20 protein-coding genes are annotated in these 19,865 nt (G+C 61.2%); 12 read left to right on the top strand and 8 right to left on the bottom strand.

The genetic code is table 11. The annotated features are described in order from the left end of the window. Positions 1-61: 61 nt before the first annotated feature. Genes hemB through CV013_RS07855 form a run of 4 tightly spaced genes read left to right on the top strand, consistent with a single transcriptional unit; the run spans position 62 to position 2,489 of the window. Complete coding sequence (gene hemB / locus CV013_RS07870) at positions 62-1,057, top strand: porphobilinogen synthase (RefSeq protein ID WP_102155124.1); 996 nt, start codon at positions 62-64, stop codon at positions 1,055-1,057. Further along, complete coding sequence (locus CV013_RS07865) at positions 1,050-1,628, top strand: GNAT family N-acetyltransferase (protein ID WP_102154729.1); 579 nt, start codon at positions 1,050-1,052, stop codon at positions 1,626-1,628. The genes hemB and CV013_RS07865 overlap by 8 nt, the downstream gene beginning before the upstream one ends. Further along, positions 1,625-2,227, top strand: coding sequence for a gamma carbonic anhydrase family protein (locus tag CV013_RS07860; protein WP_102154728.1), 603 nt, complete (start codon positions 1,625-1,627; stop codon positions 2,225-2,227). Before CV013_RS07865 ends, CV013_RS07860 begins: the two co-directional genes overlap by 4 nt. Continuing rightward, positions 2,208-2,489 (top strand): DUF167 domain-containing protein, encoded by a 282-nt coding sequence (locus CV013_RS07855; RefSeq protein ID WP_102154727.1) that lies wholly within the window; start codon positions 2,208-2,210, stop codon positions 2,487-2,489. The genes CV013_RS07860 and CV013_RS07855 overlap by 20 nt, the downstream gene beginning before the upstream one ends. A gap of 33 nt (positions 2,490-2,522) precedes the next feature. On the opposite strand, the gene CV013_RS07850 is transcribed toward CV013_RS07855, so the two are convergent. The 5 genes from CV013_RS07850 to CV013_RS07830 form a co-directional block, all read right to left on the bottom strand. Further along, the gene (locus CV013_RS07850; protein WP_102155122.1) at positions 2,523-2,966 is read right to left on the bottom strand and encodes a globin domain-containing protein; all 444 of its coding nucleotides are present in this window, start codon (positions 2,964-2,966) and stop codon (positions 2,523-2,525) included. Between the two features lie 88 nt (positions 2,967-3,054). Beyond that, the gene (locus CV013_RS07845; protein ID WP_102154726.1) at positions 3,055-4,650 is read right to left on the bottom strand and encodes a cisplatin damage response ATP-dependent DNA ligase; all 1,596 of its coding nucleotides are present in this window, start codon (positions 4,648-4,650) and stop codon (positions 3,055-3,057) included. Between the two features lie 33 nt (positions 4,651-4,683). Next, positions 4,684-5,688 (bottom strand): ligase-associated DNA damage response exonuclease, encoded by a 1,005-nt coding sequence (locus CV013_RS07840; protein WP_102155120.1) that lies wholly within the window; start codon positions 5,686-5,688, stop codon positions 4,684-4,686. 70 nt (positions 5,689-5,758) lie between these two features. After that, positions 5,759-8,134, bottom strand: coding sequence for an ATP-dependent Clp protease ATP-binding subunit ClpA (clpA, locus tag CV013_RS07835; protein WP_102154725.1), 2,376 nt, complete (start codon positions 8,132-8,134; stop codon positions 5,759-5,761). Positions 8,135-8,286: 152 nt separating this feature from the next. Further along, entirely contained in the window at positions 8,287-8,505 is a 219-nt protein-coding gene (locus CV013_RS07830; protein WP_408057027.1) for a DUF1192 domain-containing protein, read from the bottom strand. 89 nt (positions 8,506-8,594) lie between these two features. Here CV013_RS07830 and CV013_RS07825 point away from each other — a divergent pair, with 89 nt between their 5' ends. The 7 genes from CV013_RS07825 to CV013_RS07795 all read left to right on the top strand — a co-directional run bounded on the left by CV013_RS07825 (position 8,595) and on the right by CV013_RS07795 (position 15,754). After that, on the top strand, positions 8,595-9,617 hold the full coding sequence (locus CV013_RS07825) for an NAD(P)H-quinone oxidoreductase (RefSeq protein WP_223805167.1): 1,023 nt from the start codon (positions 8,595-8,597) through the stop codon (positions 9,615-9,617). A gap of 62 nt (positions 9,618-9,679) precedes the next feature. Then, on the top strand, positions 9,680-10,393 hold the full coding sequence (locus tag CV013_RS07820; protein WP_123639894.1) for an FkbM family methyltransferase: 714 nt from the start codon (positions 9,680-9,682) through the stop codon (positions 10,391-10,393). 28 nt (positions 10,394-10,421) lie between these two features. Then, a complete protein-coding gene (locus tag CV013_RS07815; RefSeq protein ID WP_102155116.1) occupies positions 10,422-11,036 on the top strand; it encodes a glutathione S-transferase family protein in 615 nt (204 codons plus the stop codon). A 111-nt stretch (positions 11,037-11,147) separates the two neighbouring features. Next, complete coding sequence (locus CV013_RS07810) at positions 11,148-12,068, top strand: UDP-2,3-diacylglucosamine diphosphatase (RefSeq protein ID WP_102154722.1); 921 nt, start codon at positions 11,148-11,150, stop codon at positions 12,066-12,068. Next, a complete protein-coding gene (locus CV013_RS07805) occupies positions 12,065-13,144 on the top strand; it encodes a glycosyltransferase family 4 protein (protein WP_102154721.1) in 1,080 nt (359 codons plus the stop codon). Before CV013_RS07810 ends, CV013_RS07805 begins: the two co-directional genes overlap by 4 nt. Before the next feature lie 90 nt (positions 13,145-13,234). Continuing rightward, positions 13,235-13,981 carry a DUF1013 domain-containing protein gene (locus CV013_RS07800; RefSeq protein WP_102154720.1) on the top strand — a complete coding sequence of 249 codons (747 nt, stop codon included), beginning with the start codon at positions 13,235-13,237 and terminating at the stop codon, positions 13,979-13,981. A 78-nt stretch (positions 13,982-14,059) separates the two neighbouring features. Further along, positions 14,060-15,754, top strand: a complete 1,695-nt coding sequence (locus tag CV013_RS07795) for a long-chain-fatty-acid--CoA ligase (protein ID WP_102154719.1) — start codon at positions 14,060-14,062, stop codon at positions 15,752-15,754. Positions 15,755-15,778: 24 nt separating this feature from the next. Here the strand turns inward: CV013_RS07795 and CV013_RS07790 are convergent, their stop codons facing one another. Genes CV013_RS07790 through CV013_RS07780 form a run of 3 tightly spaced genes read right to left on the bottom strand, consistent with a single transcriptional unit; the run spans position 15,779 to position 18,353 of the window. Further along, on the bottom strand, positions 15,779-16,792 hold the full coding sequence (locus tag CV013_RS07790) for an NAD-dependent epimerase/dehydratase family protein (RefSeq protein ID WP_102154718.1): 1,014 nt from the start codon (positions 16,790-16,792) through the stop codon (positions 15,779-15,781). A 24-nt stretch (positions 16,793-16,816) separates the two neighbouring features. Then, complete coding sequence (locus CV013_RS07785) at positions 16,817-17,206, bottom strand: bactofilin family protein (protein ID WP_190276455.1); 390 nt, start codon at positions 17,204-17,206, stop codon at positions 16,817-16,819. Next, the gene (locus tag CV013_RS07780; RefSeq protein WP_223805166.1) at positions 17,199-18,353 is read right to left on the bottom strand and encodes a M23 family metallopeptidase; all 1,155 of its coding nucleotides are present in this window, start codon (positions 18,351-18,353) and stop codon (positions 17,199-17,201) included. Before CV013_RS07780 ends, CV013_RS07785 begins: the two co-directional genes overlap by 8 nt. A gap of 230 nt (positions 18,354-18,583) precedes the next feature. Here CV013_RS07780 and CV013_RS07775 point away from each other — a divergent pair, with 230 nt between their 5' ends. Then, positions 18,584-19,855 (top strand): glutamate-5-semialdehyde dehydrogenase, encoded by a 1,272-nt coding sequence (locus CV013_RS07775; RefSeq protein ID WP_102154716.1) that lies wholly within the window; start codon positions 18,584-18,586, stop codon positions 19,853-19,855. Positions 19,856-19,865: the final 10 nt, after the last annotated feature.

Here is a 19,865-nt window from a genome sequence, read left to right as displayed (position 1 = left end):
CTAACACTTTGGTACAGGGCGATTGCGCCCGCTGCGCGAATGCGGCATTGCGCGGTTCATCATGACCAGTGCCTATCCCAACCTCCGCCTGCGCCGCACCCGCGCCAGCGCGTGGAGCCGCGCGCTCCACCGCGAAACCCTGCTCACACCCGCCGATCTGATCTGGCCGCTGTTCGTGACTGACGGCAGCGGCGTGGAAGAGCCGGTGGCCAGCTTGCCCGGCGTATCGCGCTGGTCGGTCGATGGTATCGTCGCCCGCGCGAAAGAGGCGGTGGCGCTGGGCATCCCGTGTATCGCGCTGTTCCCGCATACCCAGCCGGGGCGGCGGAGCGACGATGGCGCCGAAGCGCTCAATCCCGATAACCTGATGTGCCGCGCGACGAAGGCGATCAAGGATGCCTGCGGCAGCGATATCGGCGTGCTGACCGATGTCGCGCTCGACCCATATACCAGCCACGGGCAGGATGGCCTGCTCGACGACAGCGGCTATGTCGTGAACGACGATACCGTGGCGGTGCTGGTCGATCAGGCGCTGAATCAGGCGAATGCCGGGGCCGACGTGATCGCGCCGAGCGATATGATGGACGGACGTGTACGTGCGATCCGTATGGCGCTGGAAATGAACGCGCATCCCAATGTGCAGATCATGGCCTACTCCGCCAAATATGCCAGTGCGTTCTATGGCCCGTTCCGCGATGCGGTGGGCAGCGGCGGCCTGCTGAAAGGCGACAAGAAAAGTTATCAGATGGACCCGGCCAATGCCGACGAGGCGATGCGCGAAATCGCGCTCGACCTGGCGGAAGGGGCCGACAGCGTGATGGTAAAGCCGGGGCTGGCCTATCTCGATGTGATCTGGCGCGCGAAACAACGGTTCGAAGTGCCGGTGTTCGCCTATCAGGTCAGCGGCGAATATGCCCTGATCGAAGCGGGCGCGGCAGCGGGCGTGGCCGACCGCGATGCGTTGCTGATGGAAAAACTGCTGGCGTTCAAGCGCGCCGGATGCAGCGGAGTGCTGACATATCACGCCGCTCATGCCGCCCGCCTGCTCAATGGCTGAGTTCCGCCTTGAAACAGAACGCCTGATCCTGCGCGACTGGCGGGCGGAGGACTGGCCGCGTTTCTGGGCGCTGACCAATACGCCTGCGGTGATGCGCTGGCTGGGCGGGCTGGCCGATGAAGAGGCGATGCAGAGCGCGCGCGAACGGGTCGAAGGATATGCCCGCGATTATGGCCACACGTTCTGGGTGGTGGAGCGCAAGGACGATGGCGGGCATCTGGCGGGCGAATTGCTCGGCTTTTGCGGGCTGAAGCGCGCCAGTGCGCCACCCAACGGCACCATTGAGGGCGAATTCGAAATCGGCTGGCGCCTGCGCGAAGATGCCTGGGGCAAAGGTTACGCGAAAGAAGCCGCTGCCGCCTGTTTCGAAGCGGCATTCGGGCAGTTCGGGGCAGAAACGGTTTATGCCATCACTATCGCTGAAAACACCGATAGCTGGGGCCTGATGAAACGCTTCGGAATGGAGCGGCGCGCCGATCTCGACTATGTCGATCCGCGTTACGAAAAGCCGTGGTGCGATACTATCGTGTACGCCATCGCGCGCCAGCAGTGGGAGGAAAACCGGGCATGACAGTGCATCGACCGGGCGTGACAATCGTGCCCATCAACGGCAAATCGCCGCAAATCGACGACAGCGCATGGATCGCGCCGGGATGCGCGATCATTGGCGATGTCACCATCGGGGCGGATTCCTCGATCTGGTACAACTGCGTGTTGCGCGCCGATGTCAGCCGCATCGTGATCGGGGAACGGACCAATGTGCAGGATGGCAGCGTGCTGCATTGCGACGGGCCGAACCCGGCGATGCCCGATGGTGCGCCGCTGATTATCGGGGACGATGTACTGATCGGCCATATGGCGATGGTGCACGGCTGCCGCATTCACGATCGCGGGTTCGTGGGGCTGGGTGCGATTGCGATGAACAACGCAGTGATCGCTTCCGATGCGATGCTGGCGGCAGGCGCGATGCTGACCGAAGGGAAAACGATGGGCGAACGCGAGCTGTGGGGCGGTCGCCCCGCGCGCAAGATGCGCGATCTGGACGATGCCGCGATCATGGGGATGAAGATGGGCGTGGCCCATTATGCCCACAATGCGAAGACGCACTCCACCGCGGTGGGTGAGGTATTGGGTGGGGCATTGAGCAGCGATGGCGCGGCCCAAAGCTGACTTCCCCGATCCCGCCGCGATCCGCGCGCTGGCCGATGGCGAAGGGCGGTTGGCGTTGCGCGTCACCCCCGGCGCGCGCAGCGAGGGGATCGAACTGGGCGATGGCAAGCTGCAAGTGAAAGTCCGCGCCAAGCCCACCGATGGCGCGGCTAACGATGCGGTGATCCGCATGCTGGCGAAGGCACTGGGCACTCCGCCATCCGCTATCGAATTGTTGCGCGGCGCAACTTCGCGCGAAAAGCTGGTGCGGATCGGCGGGTAGCGTCGGAGGAGTCAGCGCCGGGGCTGCACCGCGCTACTCCGCAGCGGCCACTTCGTCCGCCGTTTCGGTGCGGGGAATCATTGCATTGGCCATCATGTCGAGCCGTTCGGCCATCATCAGGCCCAGCGCGCGCCCGGCGTCGGTGTCGGTCGGGCCGCATTCCGCGATAGCGCGGGCCATCGCGTCGGACCACTGGCGGGCGGTCTGCGCGCTGACGCCCAGCCCGCGGTGCGCGCTCATCATGCATTTGCCGCGATTTTCCACGAACCAGTCGTGCGGGCCGCCCGCCCATGCGGTGAGCCATCCGGCCAGCGAGCGACGGATCGGTGTGAGATCGCCTGCATGCATAGCGCGCAGTTCGGCATATTGCGGATCGGTTTCCACCAGATCGTAAAACCGGTTGGCGATCCGGTCGATCACCGGGCGACCGCCCAATGCATCGTATGGGGTCTGAGTCGGTTCAGTATCTGGTATCACGACGTGAATCGTCCCTCGCAGTGGCAAAGCAGCGGCAAATAAGCAGTTTATCGTGTGGGTTGTGCGCCCGGCATTGATCTGGCGCAAATCAATCGCGGATCAGCGCCCGCAAAGTGTCGATCCGGTCGGCTTCGTGCGGGGGCTTGTCCCACCGGATGCGATGGATGCGGGGAAACCGCATGGCGAGGCCGGATTTGTGCCGCTTGCTGGCATGGACCGAATCGAATGCCACTTCGAACACCAGGCTGCGATCCACCTCGCGCACCGGGCCGAACCGGTTTACGGTATGCTGGCGCACATGGCGGTCGAGCTTCTTCAGTTCGGCATCGGTGAACCCGGAATAGGCTTTGCCCACTGGCAGCAGATCTGCCCCGCCGTCGGGGTCGCCGTTCCAGCAGCCAAAGGTATAGTCGGAATAGAAACTGCTGCGTTTGCCGCTGCCGCGCTGGGCGTACATCAGCACGCAATCGATCAGCAGCGGATCGCGTTTCCATTTGTACCACAGCCCGGTCTTGCGCCCGGCGACATAAGGGGAATCGCGGCGTTTCAGCATCAGTCCTTCGATGGCGGCATCGCGGGCGGATTCGCGGATCGCAGCCAGCGCGGCGAAATCGGGGGCGGAAACGATTTCACTGATGTCGAAATGGCTGTCGGGCAGGCGCGGCATCAGCGCCTCCAGCCGGGTGCGTCGCTCGCTCCACGGCAGTTCGCGCACATCCGCGCCCTCGGCCATCAGCACATCGTATAGCCGGATGAACGCGGGATATTCGTTGAGCATTTTACGGCTGACTGTCTTGCGGCCCAGCCTTTGCTGCAAGGCGTTGAAGCTGGCCGCGCCGCCTTCCTCGCCGCCCTGATGGCTGCCGCGCACCAGCAGTTCGCCATCGAGCACGGCATCGATCGGCAGAACGTCGGTCAGTTCGGGGAACGCGGCGGAGATATCGTCGCCCGACCGCGAATAGAGCCGGGTTTCTCCGCCCACCCGCACCAGTTCGACCCGGATACCGTCCCATTTCCATTCGGCGGCATAGTCCGCCAGATCGATTTCGCTCTCTTCCAGCGGATGTGCCAGCATGAACGGGCGGAATGTCGGGCGGCTGGCGGTGTCGGGCGGGGCCGCACCTTCGGCAGCCCAGGCGAACAGTTCGCGATAGGGTGCCTCCAGCCCGTGCCAGTGTTCCTCCACTTCCTCCGCCGGGACAGCGAAGGCCTGCGCGAAGGCGACTTTGGCCAGGCGGCTCGATACTCCGATCCGCATCGCCCCGGTCGCCAGTTTGAGCAGGGCATAGCGGCCCGACGGGTCCAGCCGGTCGAGCAGTTGCGGCAGGTCGGCCTGCACCGATTTGCGGGTCATCGCGGAAAGCAGCGCCACCGCTTGCGAAACAGTGGGCGGAGGATCGTGTTCGCCATCGGGGGCAGGCCACAGCAAGCTGGTGGTCTCGGCAGTATCGCCTACGAAATCGCGGCTGAGCGCCCACAGTTCGGGATCGACCCGCTGCTGCATCATCGCGCGGATAGTGGAGGATTTTACCGCCGGGAAATCGAGCGCTCCGGTCAGCGCCGCCAGCGCCCAGCCGCGATCGGGGTCGAGCGTGTCGCGCAGATAGCGCGCGATCAGGCGCAGCTTGTCGTTCCGGCCACGGGTATAGACCAGCGCATCGACCAGAGCGGCAAACCGTTCCATCAGCGGGCGCCCCCTGATTGGCTGGCGGGTGGCTCAGTCATCCTCGTCCTCGTACCCCACCAGCGCCAATGCGCGGGCGCGCCGCTGGTGCAACTGGTGCCAGCGCAACAACGCCTCTTCGCGCCCGTGGGTGATCCAGGTTTCCGCCGGATCGACCTCTTCGATGGTGGCGGTCAGTTCATCCCAGTCGGCATGGTCGGAAATGATCAGCGGCAGTTCGACATTGCGTTGCCGCGCGCGCTGGCGCACCTGCATCCAGCCCGATGCCATTGCCGTGACCGGATCGGGCAAGCGGCGCGACCAGCGATCGTTCAGCGCCGATGGTGGGCAGATCACGATGGCGCCGCGCATCGCGTCTTTCTCTGCATCGGACACCAGCCGCAGTTCGCCCAGTTCGATTCCGAACTCTTCATACAGCTGGCACATCCGCTCCATCGCGCCGTGAATGTAGATCGGATCGCGATGCCCGATCTGGCGCAATTCGGCGATCACACGCTGCGCTTTTCCCAATGCATAGGCGCCAACCAGCACGCATCTGTCGGAATCGGCGTGCAACCTGTCAATTAAGCGGGTCAGTTCGGTGAAAATCGGGGGGTGGCGGAAGACAGGCAGGCCAAATGTCGCTTCTGTAACGAAAATATCGCACGAAGTTGTGACAAACGGGGGGCAAGTCGGATCGGGCTGACGCTTGAAATCGCCGGTCACCACCACCCGTTCCCCAGCATGTTCCAGCAGGATCTGCGCGCTGCCCAGTACATGCCCGGCGGGGACAAAAGTCGCATCGACACCGCCACTTAGGCGAATCGTCTCGCCATATTGCACAGGCCGCGCGCCCTCGCGGGTCTGATACCGCAGCTCCATTATTGCCAGTGTTTCGGCGGTAGCGATCGTTTCACCATGTCCGCCACGCGCGTGATCGGCATGGCCATGCGTCACCAGTGCCCGCGGCACCGGGTGCGACGGATCGATCCAGATATCGGCGGGTGCGACATGGATGCCGTGCGGCTCAGGCCGGATCCATGCAAAATCGCGTGCCATTGGCGATTCAAACGAAACGGGCGCCATGCGTTCCCGCACAGCGCCCGAATTCTTGTTTCATCGAAGTGCTTTAGCTCTTGCTGTCATCGCTGCCGGTTTCGGCCCCCGCTTCGGGTTGCTTCTTCGCAGCGAGCTTCTTCGCCGCCTTTTTCCGCGTCGGGCGCGCCTTGGGCGGGGCGGGGGTCAGTTCGAACGAAGGCTTGTTGTCCTTCACGCTCACATGCACTTCGCCTCCGCTCGACAGCTTGCCGAACAACAGCTCTTCTGCCAGCGGTTGCTTGATCTTGTCCTGGATCAGACGGCTCATCGGGCGGGCGCCGTAGAGCTTGTCATAACCACGGTCTGCCAGCCACTTACGTGCGTCGCTATCGAACTGGATGTGGACGTTCTGGTCGGCCAGTTGCAGTTCGAGCTGGAGGATGAACTTGTCCACCACCCGCGCCACGGTTTCCTTGCCGAGATACGTGAACGGCACGATCGCATCCAGCCGGTTGCGGAATTCGGGCGTGAACATTTTCTTCACAGCTTCGTCGCCCGCATCTTCCTTGCTGACATCGCCAAAGCCGATACCCTGGCGCGCCATGTCGCTGGCCCCGGCATTGGTCGTCATGATCAGCACTACGTTACGGAAATCGACCGTTTTTCCGTGGTGATCGGTCAGGCGGCCATTGTCCATTACCTGCAACAGGATGTTGAACAGATCGGGGTGGGCCTTCTCGATTTCGTCGAGCAGCAACACGCAATGCGGCTGCTGATCGATGGCGTCAGTCAGCAATCCGCCCTGATCGTACCCGACATAGCCCGGAGGCGCGCCGATCAGGCGGCTGACGCTGTGCCGCTCCATATATTCGCTCATGTCGAACCGCTGGAGCGGGATGCCCATGATGCTGGCGAGTTGCCGTGCCACTTCGGTTTTGCCGACGCCGGTGGGGCCGGAAAACAGGAAGCTTCCGATGGGCTTATCGGGATCGCGCAGACCAGCGCGGCTGAGCTTCATCGCTGTGGAGAGCACGCGTATCGCGTTGTCCTGCCCATAGACGACCTGCTTCAGATCGCGTTCGAGATGTTCGAGCGCACGCTTGTCGTCCTTGCTCACCGACTTAGGCGGGATGCGTGCCATCGTGGCGATGACCGACTCGATTTCCTTGCCGGTAATCTTCTTCTTGCGACGGCTGGGCGGAACCAGCATCTGCATCGCGCCGACTTCGTCGATCACGTCGATTGCCTTGTCGGGCAGCTTGCGATCGTTGATGTAGCGAGCCGACAACTCGACCGCGGTCTTGATCGCGTCGGGGGTGTATTTGACCCCGTGATGATCTTCGAAAGCAGTCCGCAAGCCTTTGAGAATTTTGATCGTATCTTCAACAGTCGGTTCGTTCACGTCGATCTTCTGGAACCGCCGCAGCAGCGCGCGATCCTTTTCGAAGTGATTGCGGAATTCCTTGTAAGTGGTCGAACCGACGCAGCGGATGGTCCCGCCGCTCAACGCGGGTTTCAGCAGATTGGATGCGTCCATCGCCCCGCCACTGGTCGCACCTGCGCCAATAACTGTATGAATTTCATCGATAAATAGAACGGCATGCGGCATTTTCTCCAGCTCGGAGACAACTTGCTTCAACCGTTCTTCGAAATCGCCGCGATACCGTGTGCCTGCCAGCAGTGCGCCCATATCAAGCGAATAGATGACTGCATCGGATAGCACTTCCGGCACGTCACCTTCGACGATCTTGCGGGCAAGCCCTTCTGCAATAGCGGTTTTCCCAACGCCGGGATCGCCGACATAGAGCGGGTTGTTCTTGCTCCGGCGGCAGAGGATCTGGATCGTCCGGTCGACTTCAGGCCCGCGGCCGATCAGCGGATCGACTTTGCCAGCCTTCGCCTTGGCGTTGAGATTGACAGTGAACTGATCGAGTGCGGAATCCTTCTTCGACCCGCCCTCGTCGCTCTTACCTTCGGCCTGATTACCGTCGCCAGCGCCCTCTGCCGGGCGGTTTTCGACCTGCCGCCCGCCTTTGCCGATACCGTGGCTGATGTAGCTGACGGCATCCAGACGGCTCATATCCTGCTGTTGCAGGAAATAGACGGCGTAGCTGTCCCGTTCGGAAAACAGTGCGACCAGTACATTGGCGCCGGTAACCGTATCCTTGCCACTCGATTGGACGTGCAGGATGGCGCGTTGAATCACCCGCTGGAAACCGGCGGTCGGCTGGGGTTCGCCGGCTTCGCCCACTTCGATCGTGCGGCATTCTTCGTCGAGATAGCGGCGCACGACATCGCTCAGCTCTGCCAGATCCACTCCGCATGCGGTCATCACGCCGGCTGCATCTTCATCGTCGATCAGCGCGAGCAGAAGGTGTTCGAGCGTGGCATATTCGTGCCGACGTTCGCGCGCGTTATCGATTGCAAAGTGGAGGGTTTTTTCAAGGCTCTGGGCGAAACTGGGCATTTAGCGGTCTCTCGTGCGGGGGAACGGGCGAGCGTTCGGGGAGGAGTATGCAAGGCGACTATGAACACGGGTTTTATCTGTTCGGTCGGGATGGTGCATAACCATCTGCAACAGATATAGGATCGCCCGGCAGAAATGCGAGGCGAGGCAGCTCACGCGGTCGATTTCCCGAACAATGCCTCGGCTGCATTGCGATGCGCCGCCGCCTTGTCGCGGTGGGCCTTCACCCGCTCTATTTCCGCCTGAAGCAGCGCGATGCGTTCGTTCAATTCGTCTTGCGAATAGGGCGAGAGATCCTCCTTCGCCAGAAGGCTCGCTGCGTCGCCTTTGAGGCGTGGCCGATCATCCTCGTCCATGACAAGTTGTAGCATCGCAACGGACTGCGCTTGCTGTCAATGGGCCACACCGCTATCCGCACAGCCGTCGGGCGCATGTAACATCACGGCAACAGGGATCACCGATGGCGGAATCCGATACTTCTCAGCAACTGCCCATTACCATGACGGCAATGGGTTTCGACGAACCAGGCGGCCCCGAGGTTTTTCGCGCCGAAACAGTGGAGTTGCCCCGGCCTGGTGCCGGGCAACTGCTGATCCGGGCGGCCTTTGCCGGGGTAAACCGGCCCGATGTGATCCAGCGACAGGGATTCTATCCCCCCCCTCCGGGTGCATCCCCGATCCCGGGTCTGGAAGTTGCGGGTACTGTCGTTGCTGTGGGCGAAGGCGTTTCACCGGACATGATCGGCAATCAGGTCTGCGCGTTGGTGTCTGGCGGAGGCTATGCCCAATATTGCCTCGCCCACGCCGGTCATTGTTTGCCTGTTCCCGATGGCCTTTCTCTGCGCGAAGCGGCTGCGCTGCCGGAAACGCTGTTTACGGTGTGGCACAATGTGTTCGAGCGCGGCTTTGTTTGCGAAGGGGAAACCCTGCTGGTCCACGGCGGAACCAGTGGGATCGGCACGATGGCGATCATGCTGGGTAAGGCGTTCGGTCTGACTGTGCTGACAACATGCGGCTCGCCTGAAAAATGCCAGGCGGCGCTGGATATCGGCGCGGACCGGGCGATCGATTACAAGACGGACGATTTTGTCGCTGTGGTGAAGGAATTCACCGGCGGCAAAGGCGTGAACGTTGTGCTGGATATGGTTTCGGGCAGCTATGTCGCACGCAATATCGATTGCCTCGCACCTGATGGACGGCATGTGACGATCGCCGTGCTTGGGGGGGCGAAGGCGGAAATCAACATGGCCAAGGTGATGACAAAACGTCTGTGCCTGACAGGATCGACGCTGCGCCCGCGCTCGGACGAATTCAAGGCTTTGCTGGCGGAAGAGATCCTGCAGGTCGCCTGGCCACTGGTGCTCGATGGCACGATCCGCCCGGTTATGGATGAGAGTTTTCCGCTGGCAGACGTTGCCGCCGCGCATGCGCGGATGGAAGCGGGCGACCATATCGGCAAGATCGTGCTGGAGATGCCTGCCTAGTGCGCAGGGCTTTGCGGAACGCATTGCGTCGGGCGGCTGTCCCGCCGCGTGTCTATTCCCTGATGCGTAGTGCGATGCTGGTCGGCCAGAAAGTACTGCGCCGCCCGGATGAGCCGGATCTGCGCGGCTTTGCCGTGCTCTCCGGCTCGGCTCCGCTCATCGCCGATATCGGAGCGAATGGCGGGCAATCGGCGGTGGCGTTGTCGTTTATCGTGCCCGATGCGCGGATCGTATCGTTCGAACCCAACCCCGTATTGTGGCGGGAACTGGCCTTCGTTCAGCGATTGATCGGCCCCCGCTTCGAACGCAGGCAGCTTGGTCTGGGTTCGCAAGCAGCGCGGATGCAGTTGCATATACCGACAGTTGGCGGGCTGCCGATCACAACCCGTGCCAGCCTGACGCCCGATGGCGCACGTGAGCAGGCCGCCCGGCTGGAGGCGGATACGGGCCGCCAGGTGGACATTACCGCTGTAGAGGTATCGGTGGAGACATTCGACAGCCTTGGCCTGACCCCCACAGGGATCAAGATCGATGTCGAAGGTTATGAATATGAAGTGTTATCGGGTATGGTGCGGACATTGCGCGATGCCCGGCCGCTGGTAATGCTGGAATGTAATGCGCGCGATAGCGAATGCCTCGCATTGCTGGAACCGCTCGGCTATCGTCGGGCGTGGTTCGACCGGGCGCGAGGGTGTCTGGTGGCGATCCGGCCGGCCGGTGCAGGAAACTGGTATGCCGTGCCCGATGAAATGGCGGAGCAGATATTGAACGGCTGAGCCAAATGAGAACTAAGAGAAGATGCGGATGGACAACCTGATCCTTCATGAAGATCCGCGTAGCGGCAATTGCTACAAGATCCGTCTGACTGCCGCGCTGCTTGGCCTGCCACTCGAACGGCGCGTCTACGATATCCTGCAGGGCGAAACGCGGACGCCTGAATTCCTCGCCAATGTCAATCCCAATGGCCGCATTCCGGTGTTGCAGATTGGTGATCGGTTCCTGCCTGAAAGCAATGCTGCGTGTTGGTATCTCGCGACCGGCAGCGCGCTGATTCCGGCAGATAGGTTCGATCAGGCAAATGTGCTGCGCTGGATGTTTTTCGAACAGTACAACCACGAACCGAATATCGCGACTTTGCGTTTCTGGCTCCATTTCGTGGGCGAGGCAAACCTGTCGCGACAGCAACAGTCGCAAGTGATGGCCAAACGTATCGCTGGCGAAGATGCGCTGGCGCTGATGGACGCGCATCTTGTCGGGCGTGAGTGGTTCGTCGGCGATGCTCCGACTTTGGCGGATATCGTGCTCTATGCCTACACGCATGTGGCCGAAGCGGGCGGCTTTCGCCTGGCGGACAGGGCGCATGTGATGGCATGGCTGGCCCGTGTCGCCAGTCTGCCGGGCTACGTGACAATGGAATGACTGAAATCGCCTGATATTCTTTCAACAGTCACTGGACTGATTCGAACGCGTAACATTCGCATGGCACTTACCCGAGGCGCATAGGACATCTGCTTCGGGGGGAGCCCGCGCATGACGAATGAGATTGACGGGTTGGGTGGCGAACTGGCCGGTCTGACCAACATTACCGCCTTTCCCGTGCGCCAGCCCACTGTGCCGGAGCCGGAAATCGGCGAACGCAAGCGTTATCGCACGATCTGGATCAGCGATGTCCATCTGGGCACGCGCGGCTGCAATGCCGACCTGCTGATCGATTTCCTCGACCACACCGACAGCGAGACGATGTATCTCGTTGGCGACATCATCGATGGCTGGCGCCTGAAGAAGAAGGTCTATTGGCCCGACGCGCATAACGACATCGTCTGGCGTGTGCTGAAGCGGGCGAAGCGTGGCACGCGGATCGTCTATATCCCGGGCAATCACGACGAAATGGTGCGCCAGTTTTCCGGGATGCATTTCGGCGGAGTGGAGATTCAGCGCGCTGCATTTCACACCACCGCCGACGGGCGCAAACTGATGGTTCTGCACGGGGACGAATTCGACGCGGTTATGCTCGCGCACCGCTGGCTCGCATTTGTGGGGGACGCGCTTTACACGCTGATGATGGGGCTGAGCCGGTGGGTGAACTCTGTCCGGCAGGCGTTGGGATTGTCGTACTGGTCGTTGTCGAAAGTCGCCAAGCACAAGGTCAAGAACGCGGTCGAGTTCATCGGGCGATACGAAGAAGTCGTCGCCCGTGCCGCAGCGGAGCGTGGCGTGGACGGCGTAGTGTGCGGCCATATCCATACCGCGGAGTTTCGCGAATTCAGCCACAACGGCAAATCGGTCGAATACTGGAACGATGGCGACTGGGTCGAAGGGTGCAACGCGCTGGTCGAACACTTCGACGGGCGGATGGAAATTCTCCACTGGCCCGATGAAATTGCTCGCCGTGACCGCGAACAGCAACAGGCGGATGGAGCGGGCGGCGATGGCTCGCTGGCCGCGGCATGAACATCGCCACTACGCGTTTGTTCCCCGCCGAAGCCGATCCTCTTCGTGTGCCGCAGCGCATCGCGGTCGTCACTGACGCATGGATGCCGCAGATGAACGGCGTTGTCCGCACACTGTCCACCACCGTTCGGGTGCTGGAGGATTGGGGGCACGACGTCACTGTGATTTCCCCCGATCAATTCCGATCCATGCCATGCCCGACTTATCCTGAGATACGCCTTGCCTTCACCGCTCCCGGTGCTGTCGGCAGGCGGCTGGCCGCATTGGCTCCCGATGCGGTTCATATCGCGACAGAGGGGCCGTTGGGATTCGCAGCACGCCGTTTCTGCATCAGCAAGGAAGTCGCCTTCACGACTGCTTACCACACGCAGTTTCCCGACTATGTGGCGCGGCGCACCGGGCTGCCCGCCGACTGGTTCTGGCGGTATATCCGCTGGTTCCACTCTCCCGCGCGGCGGATCATGGTCGCGACGGAGTCGATCCGTTCGGAATTGCGTGATCGCGGTTTGTCGCGGCTGCATCACTGGAGCCGAGGCGTGGACCTGTCTTGCTTTACCCCCGATGCACCGGCTCCGGCGGAATATGCCGATCTTTCGCGCCCTATTCAGCTATATGTCGGGCGCGTGGCAGTGGAGAAGAACCTCGATGCGTTCCTGACGCTTGATACGCCGGGGAGCAAAGTTGTGGTGGGTGATGGACCTGCTTTAGCAGAGCTTGCCGCACGCTATCCCGCTGTGCGCTTTCTCGGTCGCCGGAGCGGTCGCGAGCTGGCGGGATGCTATGCCGCCGCCGATGTCTTCGTGTTTCCGAGCCGGACCGACACATTCGGGCTGGTTCTTGTCGAATCGCTTGCTTGCGGGACACCTGTGGCCGCCTTCCCGGTTGCGGGCCCGCGCGATATTGTAACCGCCGAATGCGGTGCTCTGTCCGAATCGCTCGAACGGGCGATTGCCGGCGCCCTGACCTGTTCGTCTCGCGATTGCGCCCGGATCGGGGCGCAATATAGCTGGGAAGCGGCAACCGATCAGTTTCGCGCCGGGCTGGTCGCGTCGGGCGAAGTACGGGCAACGCCCTAAGCGCTTGCCGAAACGCGCCCAATCCCCTAAATCGATTGGGCAACGGCCGCTCCGCGAGGGGCGGCCCTTCTATTTTCAGGACGATTTTCCATGGCCGACCAACCCAAACCGCTGATGCCGCACGCGACCGCCACATGGCTGGTCGATAACACCGGCCTCTCGTTTGAACAGATCGCGGAATTTTGCGGGCTGCATATTCTTGAAGTGCAGGCGATGGCCGATGATCTGGCCGGGGCGAAATATACCGGCCGCGATCCGGTCCATGCAGGCGAACTGACACACGCTGAAATTGAAAAGGGTCAGGAAGACCCAAAATATGTGCTCAAGATGCACAAGGCGCCGCTCGCGGTGAACCGCACAAAGGGGCCGCGCTATACTCCGGTGTCGAAACGGCAGGACAAGCCCGATGGGATTGCCTGGATACTTCGCAGCCATCCGGAAGTAACCGACGCGCAGATTTCCAAGCTGATCGGCACCACCCGCAACACTATTACTGCGATCCGTGAGCGGAGCCACTGGAACATCCAGAACATTCAGCCCAAAGACCCGGTCACGCTGGGCCTGTGTTCGCAGCGCGAACTCGATGCCGTTGTTGCCAAGGCAGCGAAGAAAGCGGGCATTTCGGATCAGGTTCCGACTGACGAACGCTTCGGCAGCGACAAGGATGCGCTGATTTCCGAACTCAAGGCGGAACGTGTCGCTGCGGCTAAGGCCGCGGTTGAGGCGGCACAGGAAGCGGAAGCCGAAGCATGGCTGGAAGCGCGCCGCGCTGCCGCCGAAGCGGGCGAGGAACCTGCGCCTGCCGCGCCGGAAGCGCCAGAAAAAGACGACGACTGATTCCGTCACAGCCGCCGTTTCTGGCAAGATACGGCGGTTTTGCTTGCTTGCGCGAACATTTCGCTGCACCATGTTTACATGGATGTCAGTAGTTCGCCTGTAGCCGTTGCCGATCACCCCGCAGCAGAAGATTACTGCCATCCCTGCGCGTGGGACGTGCCTTTCCAATCCGTGACAGTGCCCGATTTGCTGGCGAACTCGGTGGCTGCCGCCCCCGATGCACCGCTGGCGGACTTCATGGGGCGCATCTACAGTTATCGCGAAATCCACGATGAGGCGGCGCGGTTTGCCAGCGGCCTGATCGCGCGGGGGATTGGCAAGGGCGACCGAGTTGGCCTTTTCCTCCCCAACGTGCCGATATACCTTTCCGCCTACTATGGGGCGATGATGGCCGGTGCGACCACCGTCAATTTTTCGCCTCTCTATACTGCGGAAGAACTGAGCGCGCAGGTTGCTGATTCGGGCACACGCCTGTTGGTGACGGTCGATGTGGCCAGCCTGTTGCCCACGGCCCTGAAGGTGCTTGACGGATCGGATCTTGAAACACTGGTAGTCGGGCGGTTGGGGCAAATGCTGCCGCTGGCCAAGCGTATCGCTCTGGCGGTGCTGGGGCGCAAAAGTCTTTCCGCGATTCCTGCACGGGGGGATGTCATCCAATGGAATGATTGCCTCGGCATCGGCGGCGGCGATTTGCCGCATATCGATCCCGCTGACCTTGCGCTCTTGCAATATACCGGAGGCACTACCGGGCGGCCCAAGGGCGCGATGCTCAGCCACGCGAACCTTGCCACCAATGCTCAACAGGTGGACGCGATCGATCCATTTGAAGAACGCGACGTGATTCTCGGCGTGCTGCCGATGTTCCATGTATTCGCCAATACCTGTGTGCTGAACCGCACAGTGACCAAGGGCGGATGCATCGCCATGTTGCCGCGATTCGATGCGGCGCAGGCACTGAAAACTCTCGAACGGACCAAGGCGACATCGTTCCCCGGTGTTCCGACAATGTATCAGGCGCTGCTCGACCACCCGCGCATTGCGAAAACCGATTTCTCGTCGCTCAAGGTTTGCATTTCAGGTGGGGCTCCGCTGCCCGCGCCGGTGCGCGAGCAGTGGGAAGCGCAGACCGGCGCGCGACTGGTGGAAGGGTACGGCCTGACGGAAAGCTCCGGGGTGGTATCGACCAACCCTTACGAAGGGGAGCGCCGTCCGGGCACGATCGGGCAGGTGCTGCCGGGAACGAGGGTCATTTTGCTCGACAAGGAAGATGCCTCACGACTCGCCGATCCGGGGCAGCCGGGCGAACTGGTCATCAACGGCCCGCAAGTGATGCAGGGTTACTGGAACCTGCCCGATGCCGCGGTCACGGCCTTTGCCGAGATAAATGGCGAACGCTGGCTTCGCACGGGCGACGTTGCTGTGGTGGAAGAAGGTGGCTTCATCCGCATTGTCGACCGCATCAAGGACATGATTGCAGTTGGCGGGTTCAAGGTGTTTCCCAGCCAGGTGGAAGCTGTATTACTGGATAATCCGGCAGTGAAAGAGGCGCTGGTTCTTGGCTTGCCCGACGATTACCGCGGCGAAAAGCCCCATGCCTATGTCACGCTGAACCCTGATGCCAACACAACTGGTGAAGCGCTGACCGATTGGCTCAACGCCCGGGTTGGTAAGCACGAGCGGGTTTCCGGGGTGACGATTCGCGACGAAATGCCCAAGACGATGATCGGCAAACTCGACCGCAAGGCTCTGCGGCTGGAAGTGCTTGGTAGCTGATCGCTGTTCAGCGCGGCGCGGCGATCAAATGCCGTGATATGCGCGATACCATTGCACGAAAGCGGGCACACCGGCTTCGATAGACGTCGTGGGCTGATATCCCACAGCCTCAGTCAGCGCATCGATATCGGCATATGTCTTGTGCACGTCGCCAGGTTGCATCGGCAGCATCTTAAGCCGTGCCTTGCGCCCGCACGCTTCCTCCAGCAGCCCGATCACCTTCATCAGGTGTTCGGAGCGGTTGTTGCCAATATTGTACAGCGCGTGCGGGCGGCAGCTGCCCCCTGCCTTTTCCGCACCATCGTCTGCGGGTGGATTATCGAGGCAAGCGATGATCCCGCTGACGATATCGTCGATGTAGGTGAAGTCGCGATACATATCGCCGTTGTTGAACACCGGCAGTTCTTCCCCTGCGAGTATGCGCCGGGTGAAGTTCCACATCATCATGTCGGGCCGGCCCCAGGGCCCGTAGACTGTGAAAAACCGCAGGCCTGTCAGTGGAATGCGGAAGAGATGGGCATACGATTCGCTCATCAGTTCATCCGCACGCTTGGTTGCGGCGTATAGCGAAACAGGATGGTCGGCCCGGTCAGCGACGGAAAACGGCAGCTTGTCGTTGCCGCCATAGACCGAACTGGAACTGGCATAGACCATATGCTCGATCTGCCGGTGTCTGGCGACTTCCAGCAGATTGAGATGCCCCACGATATTGGAATGGGCATAGGCCATCGGGTTTTCGAGCGAATATCGTACACCCGCCTGCGCGCCGAGGTGCACAATCCGGTCGATTTCCTGATTCGCCAGCACCGAATCGAGAGCGGCCTTGTCGCCAAAGTCCACTATATGCGTTTCGTAGCACGCCGCGTTGGCACCGTGTGCGATGCTGGCTGTCACATCGGCCATGCGGTCGCGTTTCAGACTCACAGGATAGTAATCGTTGAGGTTGTCTATCCCGACAACGCTATCGCCCCGCGCGAGCAGCACTTTGCTGACCGCTGCGCCGATAAATCCTGCTGCCCCTGTAACTAATATCCGCATGAGCGCGGGATAGAAGGAGGGGTGTTAGCTGGCAATATGAAGCTTGGGTTCGCTATCGTCGTCGGACAGCGCGGGTTCGCCTGCGGAGCCTGTTTCGCGATGGGCGAAACGGCCTTCGACCGCGGCACCTTGCTCGATCGTCAATGTGTCGTAGTGCACATCGCCTTCGATCCTGGCACTTTGCAGAACAACAAGTTCACGGGCAGTGATCGATCCGGCGACGGCACCGCCGATGCGTGCGCTTTCCGCCGAAATTGCCCCCTGGATGTGGCTGCTTTCACCCTGAACCAGACTGGCACAGGCGATGTCGCCTTCGATCTGTCCATCGATATGCAGATCTGCACTCGCCGTTATATCACCCTTGATAGTGACATCGCTGCCGATGACAGAGAAAGTCGATCCCGTACTAGCCATTGGTGCGCTCTGCCGAGGCGTTGCGGCGTGCTTCTTTGAGAACATCGGGGGCTGACTCCAGGAAAGGCCGCGGATTCACCGCCCGGCCATTGATTCGAACTTCGAAATGAAGGTGAGGGCCGGTCGAACGGCCTGTGCTGCCGATTGCACCAATAACTGCACCGGCCTTCACCTTTTCACCGACATGAGCGCTGAATTTCGACATATGCGCGTAACGCGTCACCATACCATTGCCGTGGCTCACTTCGACGATATTGCCGTAACCGGATTTCTGCCCGACGAACGTGACGACGCCTTTGGCCGCTGCATAAATCGGCGCGCCGATGGGGCCGCGGAAGTCCAGCCCCGAATGCATGGCCGCCGCTCCGGTAAAGGGATCGCGACGAACGCCATAGCTCGATGTGACCATCTCAACCGAGGCGGGCAAAACCTGCGGAATACCTTGCAGGCCGCGCTCCAGCGCTTCCATCCGGGCAAGGCTCAGGCCGAGCCGTTCGAATCGAGGATCGATCGTGCCGTCAGCCGCAGTGGACAGTTTTTCGAGTGGGCCACCCATCGCCTGATGCTTTTCCGCATTGACCATCGAGCGCGGGTCCAGCCCCAGCTTGCGAATGGCCTGCGCTGCGCGGGCGGCGCGGCGGTCGGCATAGCGGGTAAGGCGTTCGACAAAAGCGAGTTGGCGCGCTTCGATGCGAGCGAGTGCCCCGGCTTCAGGGATGGAGGCGCTCACTTTGGAAACGGTTTTCGCCGCCTCGCCCGAGGAATCGCTTACTTTCGCGCCCTGCTTCACATCGGCGGGAAGCGAATCGACCATTTCTTCGATGAAATCCTGACGCCGCTTCAGATCGCTGGCGACAGCTTTGATGTTCCCGCGGTAGGCATCGACTCGTTCTTCAGCGGTAGAAACGCGCGCTTCACGGTCGAGTAGGGAAGCGCGGTCGGCCTCTGCGCGATATTGGCTCCAGGCCATTCCCGCCAGCGAGATACCCCATACTGTCAGGGCCAGTGCCACAGTACCGGCCGCCGCCATCTGGATGCGGGAGGATACCTTGATGAAGCGTACCTGTCCCTGCGATCGCATGAAAAATTCGCGATCCGGAAACCAGGCGCGCAGGCGGTCAAATGTTCCGCCAACGGCAAATTGCATTGTAAGGCGACCCCCGTCGTCCTGTTATGGTTGGCAGCCCGGTAGCAGCGTGATTGGTATCGGTCGAATCGAAGGCACCAAAACGGGGATGAATCGAGTGAGTCCTACGATAAAATGCGTATTACTCCGGATTTGACGGGAACCATTCTTATAATCTTGATGGCCAAGAGGTCCGAATCGGTCTCGACGCTACCCCTGACATCGCTTGTCAGGCCTGCTAAGTTGAGAAAATGGATATTGCAGTAAATACAACGAACCCAGAAACCCTTGTGGCCGATCTTGCGCGTGAAGGTCGCAAAGCACAGGCCGTTTTGTCCCGGATGAGCGATGCAGATCGCGCGTCTGCCCTGCATTCCGCTGCGGCGGCGTTGCGAGAAGATCGCAAGACAATTCTGGCCGCTAATGCGGATGATATCGCAGCCGGAGAGGCATCGGGCCTGACAGGCGCGATGCTGGATCGCCTGCGCCTCGACACAGATCGTCTCGCTGCGATTGCCGACGCAGTGGATTCCGTTGCCGACTTGCCGACTCCGGTTGGTCAGGTGATATCGCGTGATGAGCGTCCGAATGGCCTCGTGCTCGAACGTGTTCGCATTCCCATCGGATTGATCGGCATCATCTATGAATCTCGCCCCAATGTGACAGCCGATGCTGCGGCATTGTGCCTGAAGAGCGGTAATGCAGCACTGTTGCGCGGAGGCAGCGAAGCCGTGCGTTCGAACCGAGCGATCGAAGCCGCATTTGCGCGTGGGCTGGAAAGCGCAGGCGTTCCTGCAGCAGCGATCCAGTTGATGCCAACGCAAGATCGGGCAGCTGTTGGGGCCATGCTGAAAGCGGCAGGACTGATCGATATGATCGTGCCGCGTGGCGGGAAAGGGCTGGTCGCACGGGTGCAGGCCGATGCACGAGTACCCGTACTCGCGCATCTTGATGGGATATGTCACACATATGTCCACTCTGCCGCCGATCCGGCGAAGGCGCGCGCGCTTGCTGTGAATGCCAAGATGCGGCGCACAGGGATATGCGGTGCGATGGAAACGTTGCTGATCGATACCGCATTTCCCGAAGCTGCAGAGCTGGTGGCCGATGTGATCGATGCGGGGTGCGAGGTGCGTGGTGACGAACGGGCACAAAAGCTAGATTCGCGGATCAAGCCCGCGACAGACGAAGATTGGGACACCGAGTATCTCGATGCCATTCTATCGGTAGCGATGGTGGACGGTATAGATGAAGCTCTGGCTCACATCTCAGCCCACAGTTCAGGCCATACAGACGTGATCGTGACTGAAGATGCGGGTGCAGAAGATCGATTCCTGAAGGAAGTGGATTCGGCAATCGTGATGACCAATGCATCCAGCCAGTTCGCAGACGGCGGCGAGTTCGGGCTGGGTGCGGAAATCGGGATTGCGACCGGCAGACTGCACGCGCGCGGCCCGGTGGCATTGGAGGGGCTCACTACCTATAAATGGTTGGTGCGCGGCACGGGGCAAACACGCCCCTGACGCGCTTCCT

Origin of the sequence: Tsuneonella flava (assembly GCF_002870965.1) — a bacterium.
Taxonomy (GTDB): Bacteria; Pseudomonadota; Alphaproteobacteria; order Sphingomonadales; family Sphingomonadaceae; genus Tsuneonella; species Tsuneonella flava.
Note: the sequence above shows the minus strand (reverse complement) of the source record. Positions and strands in the feature narration are given on the sequence as shown.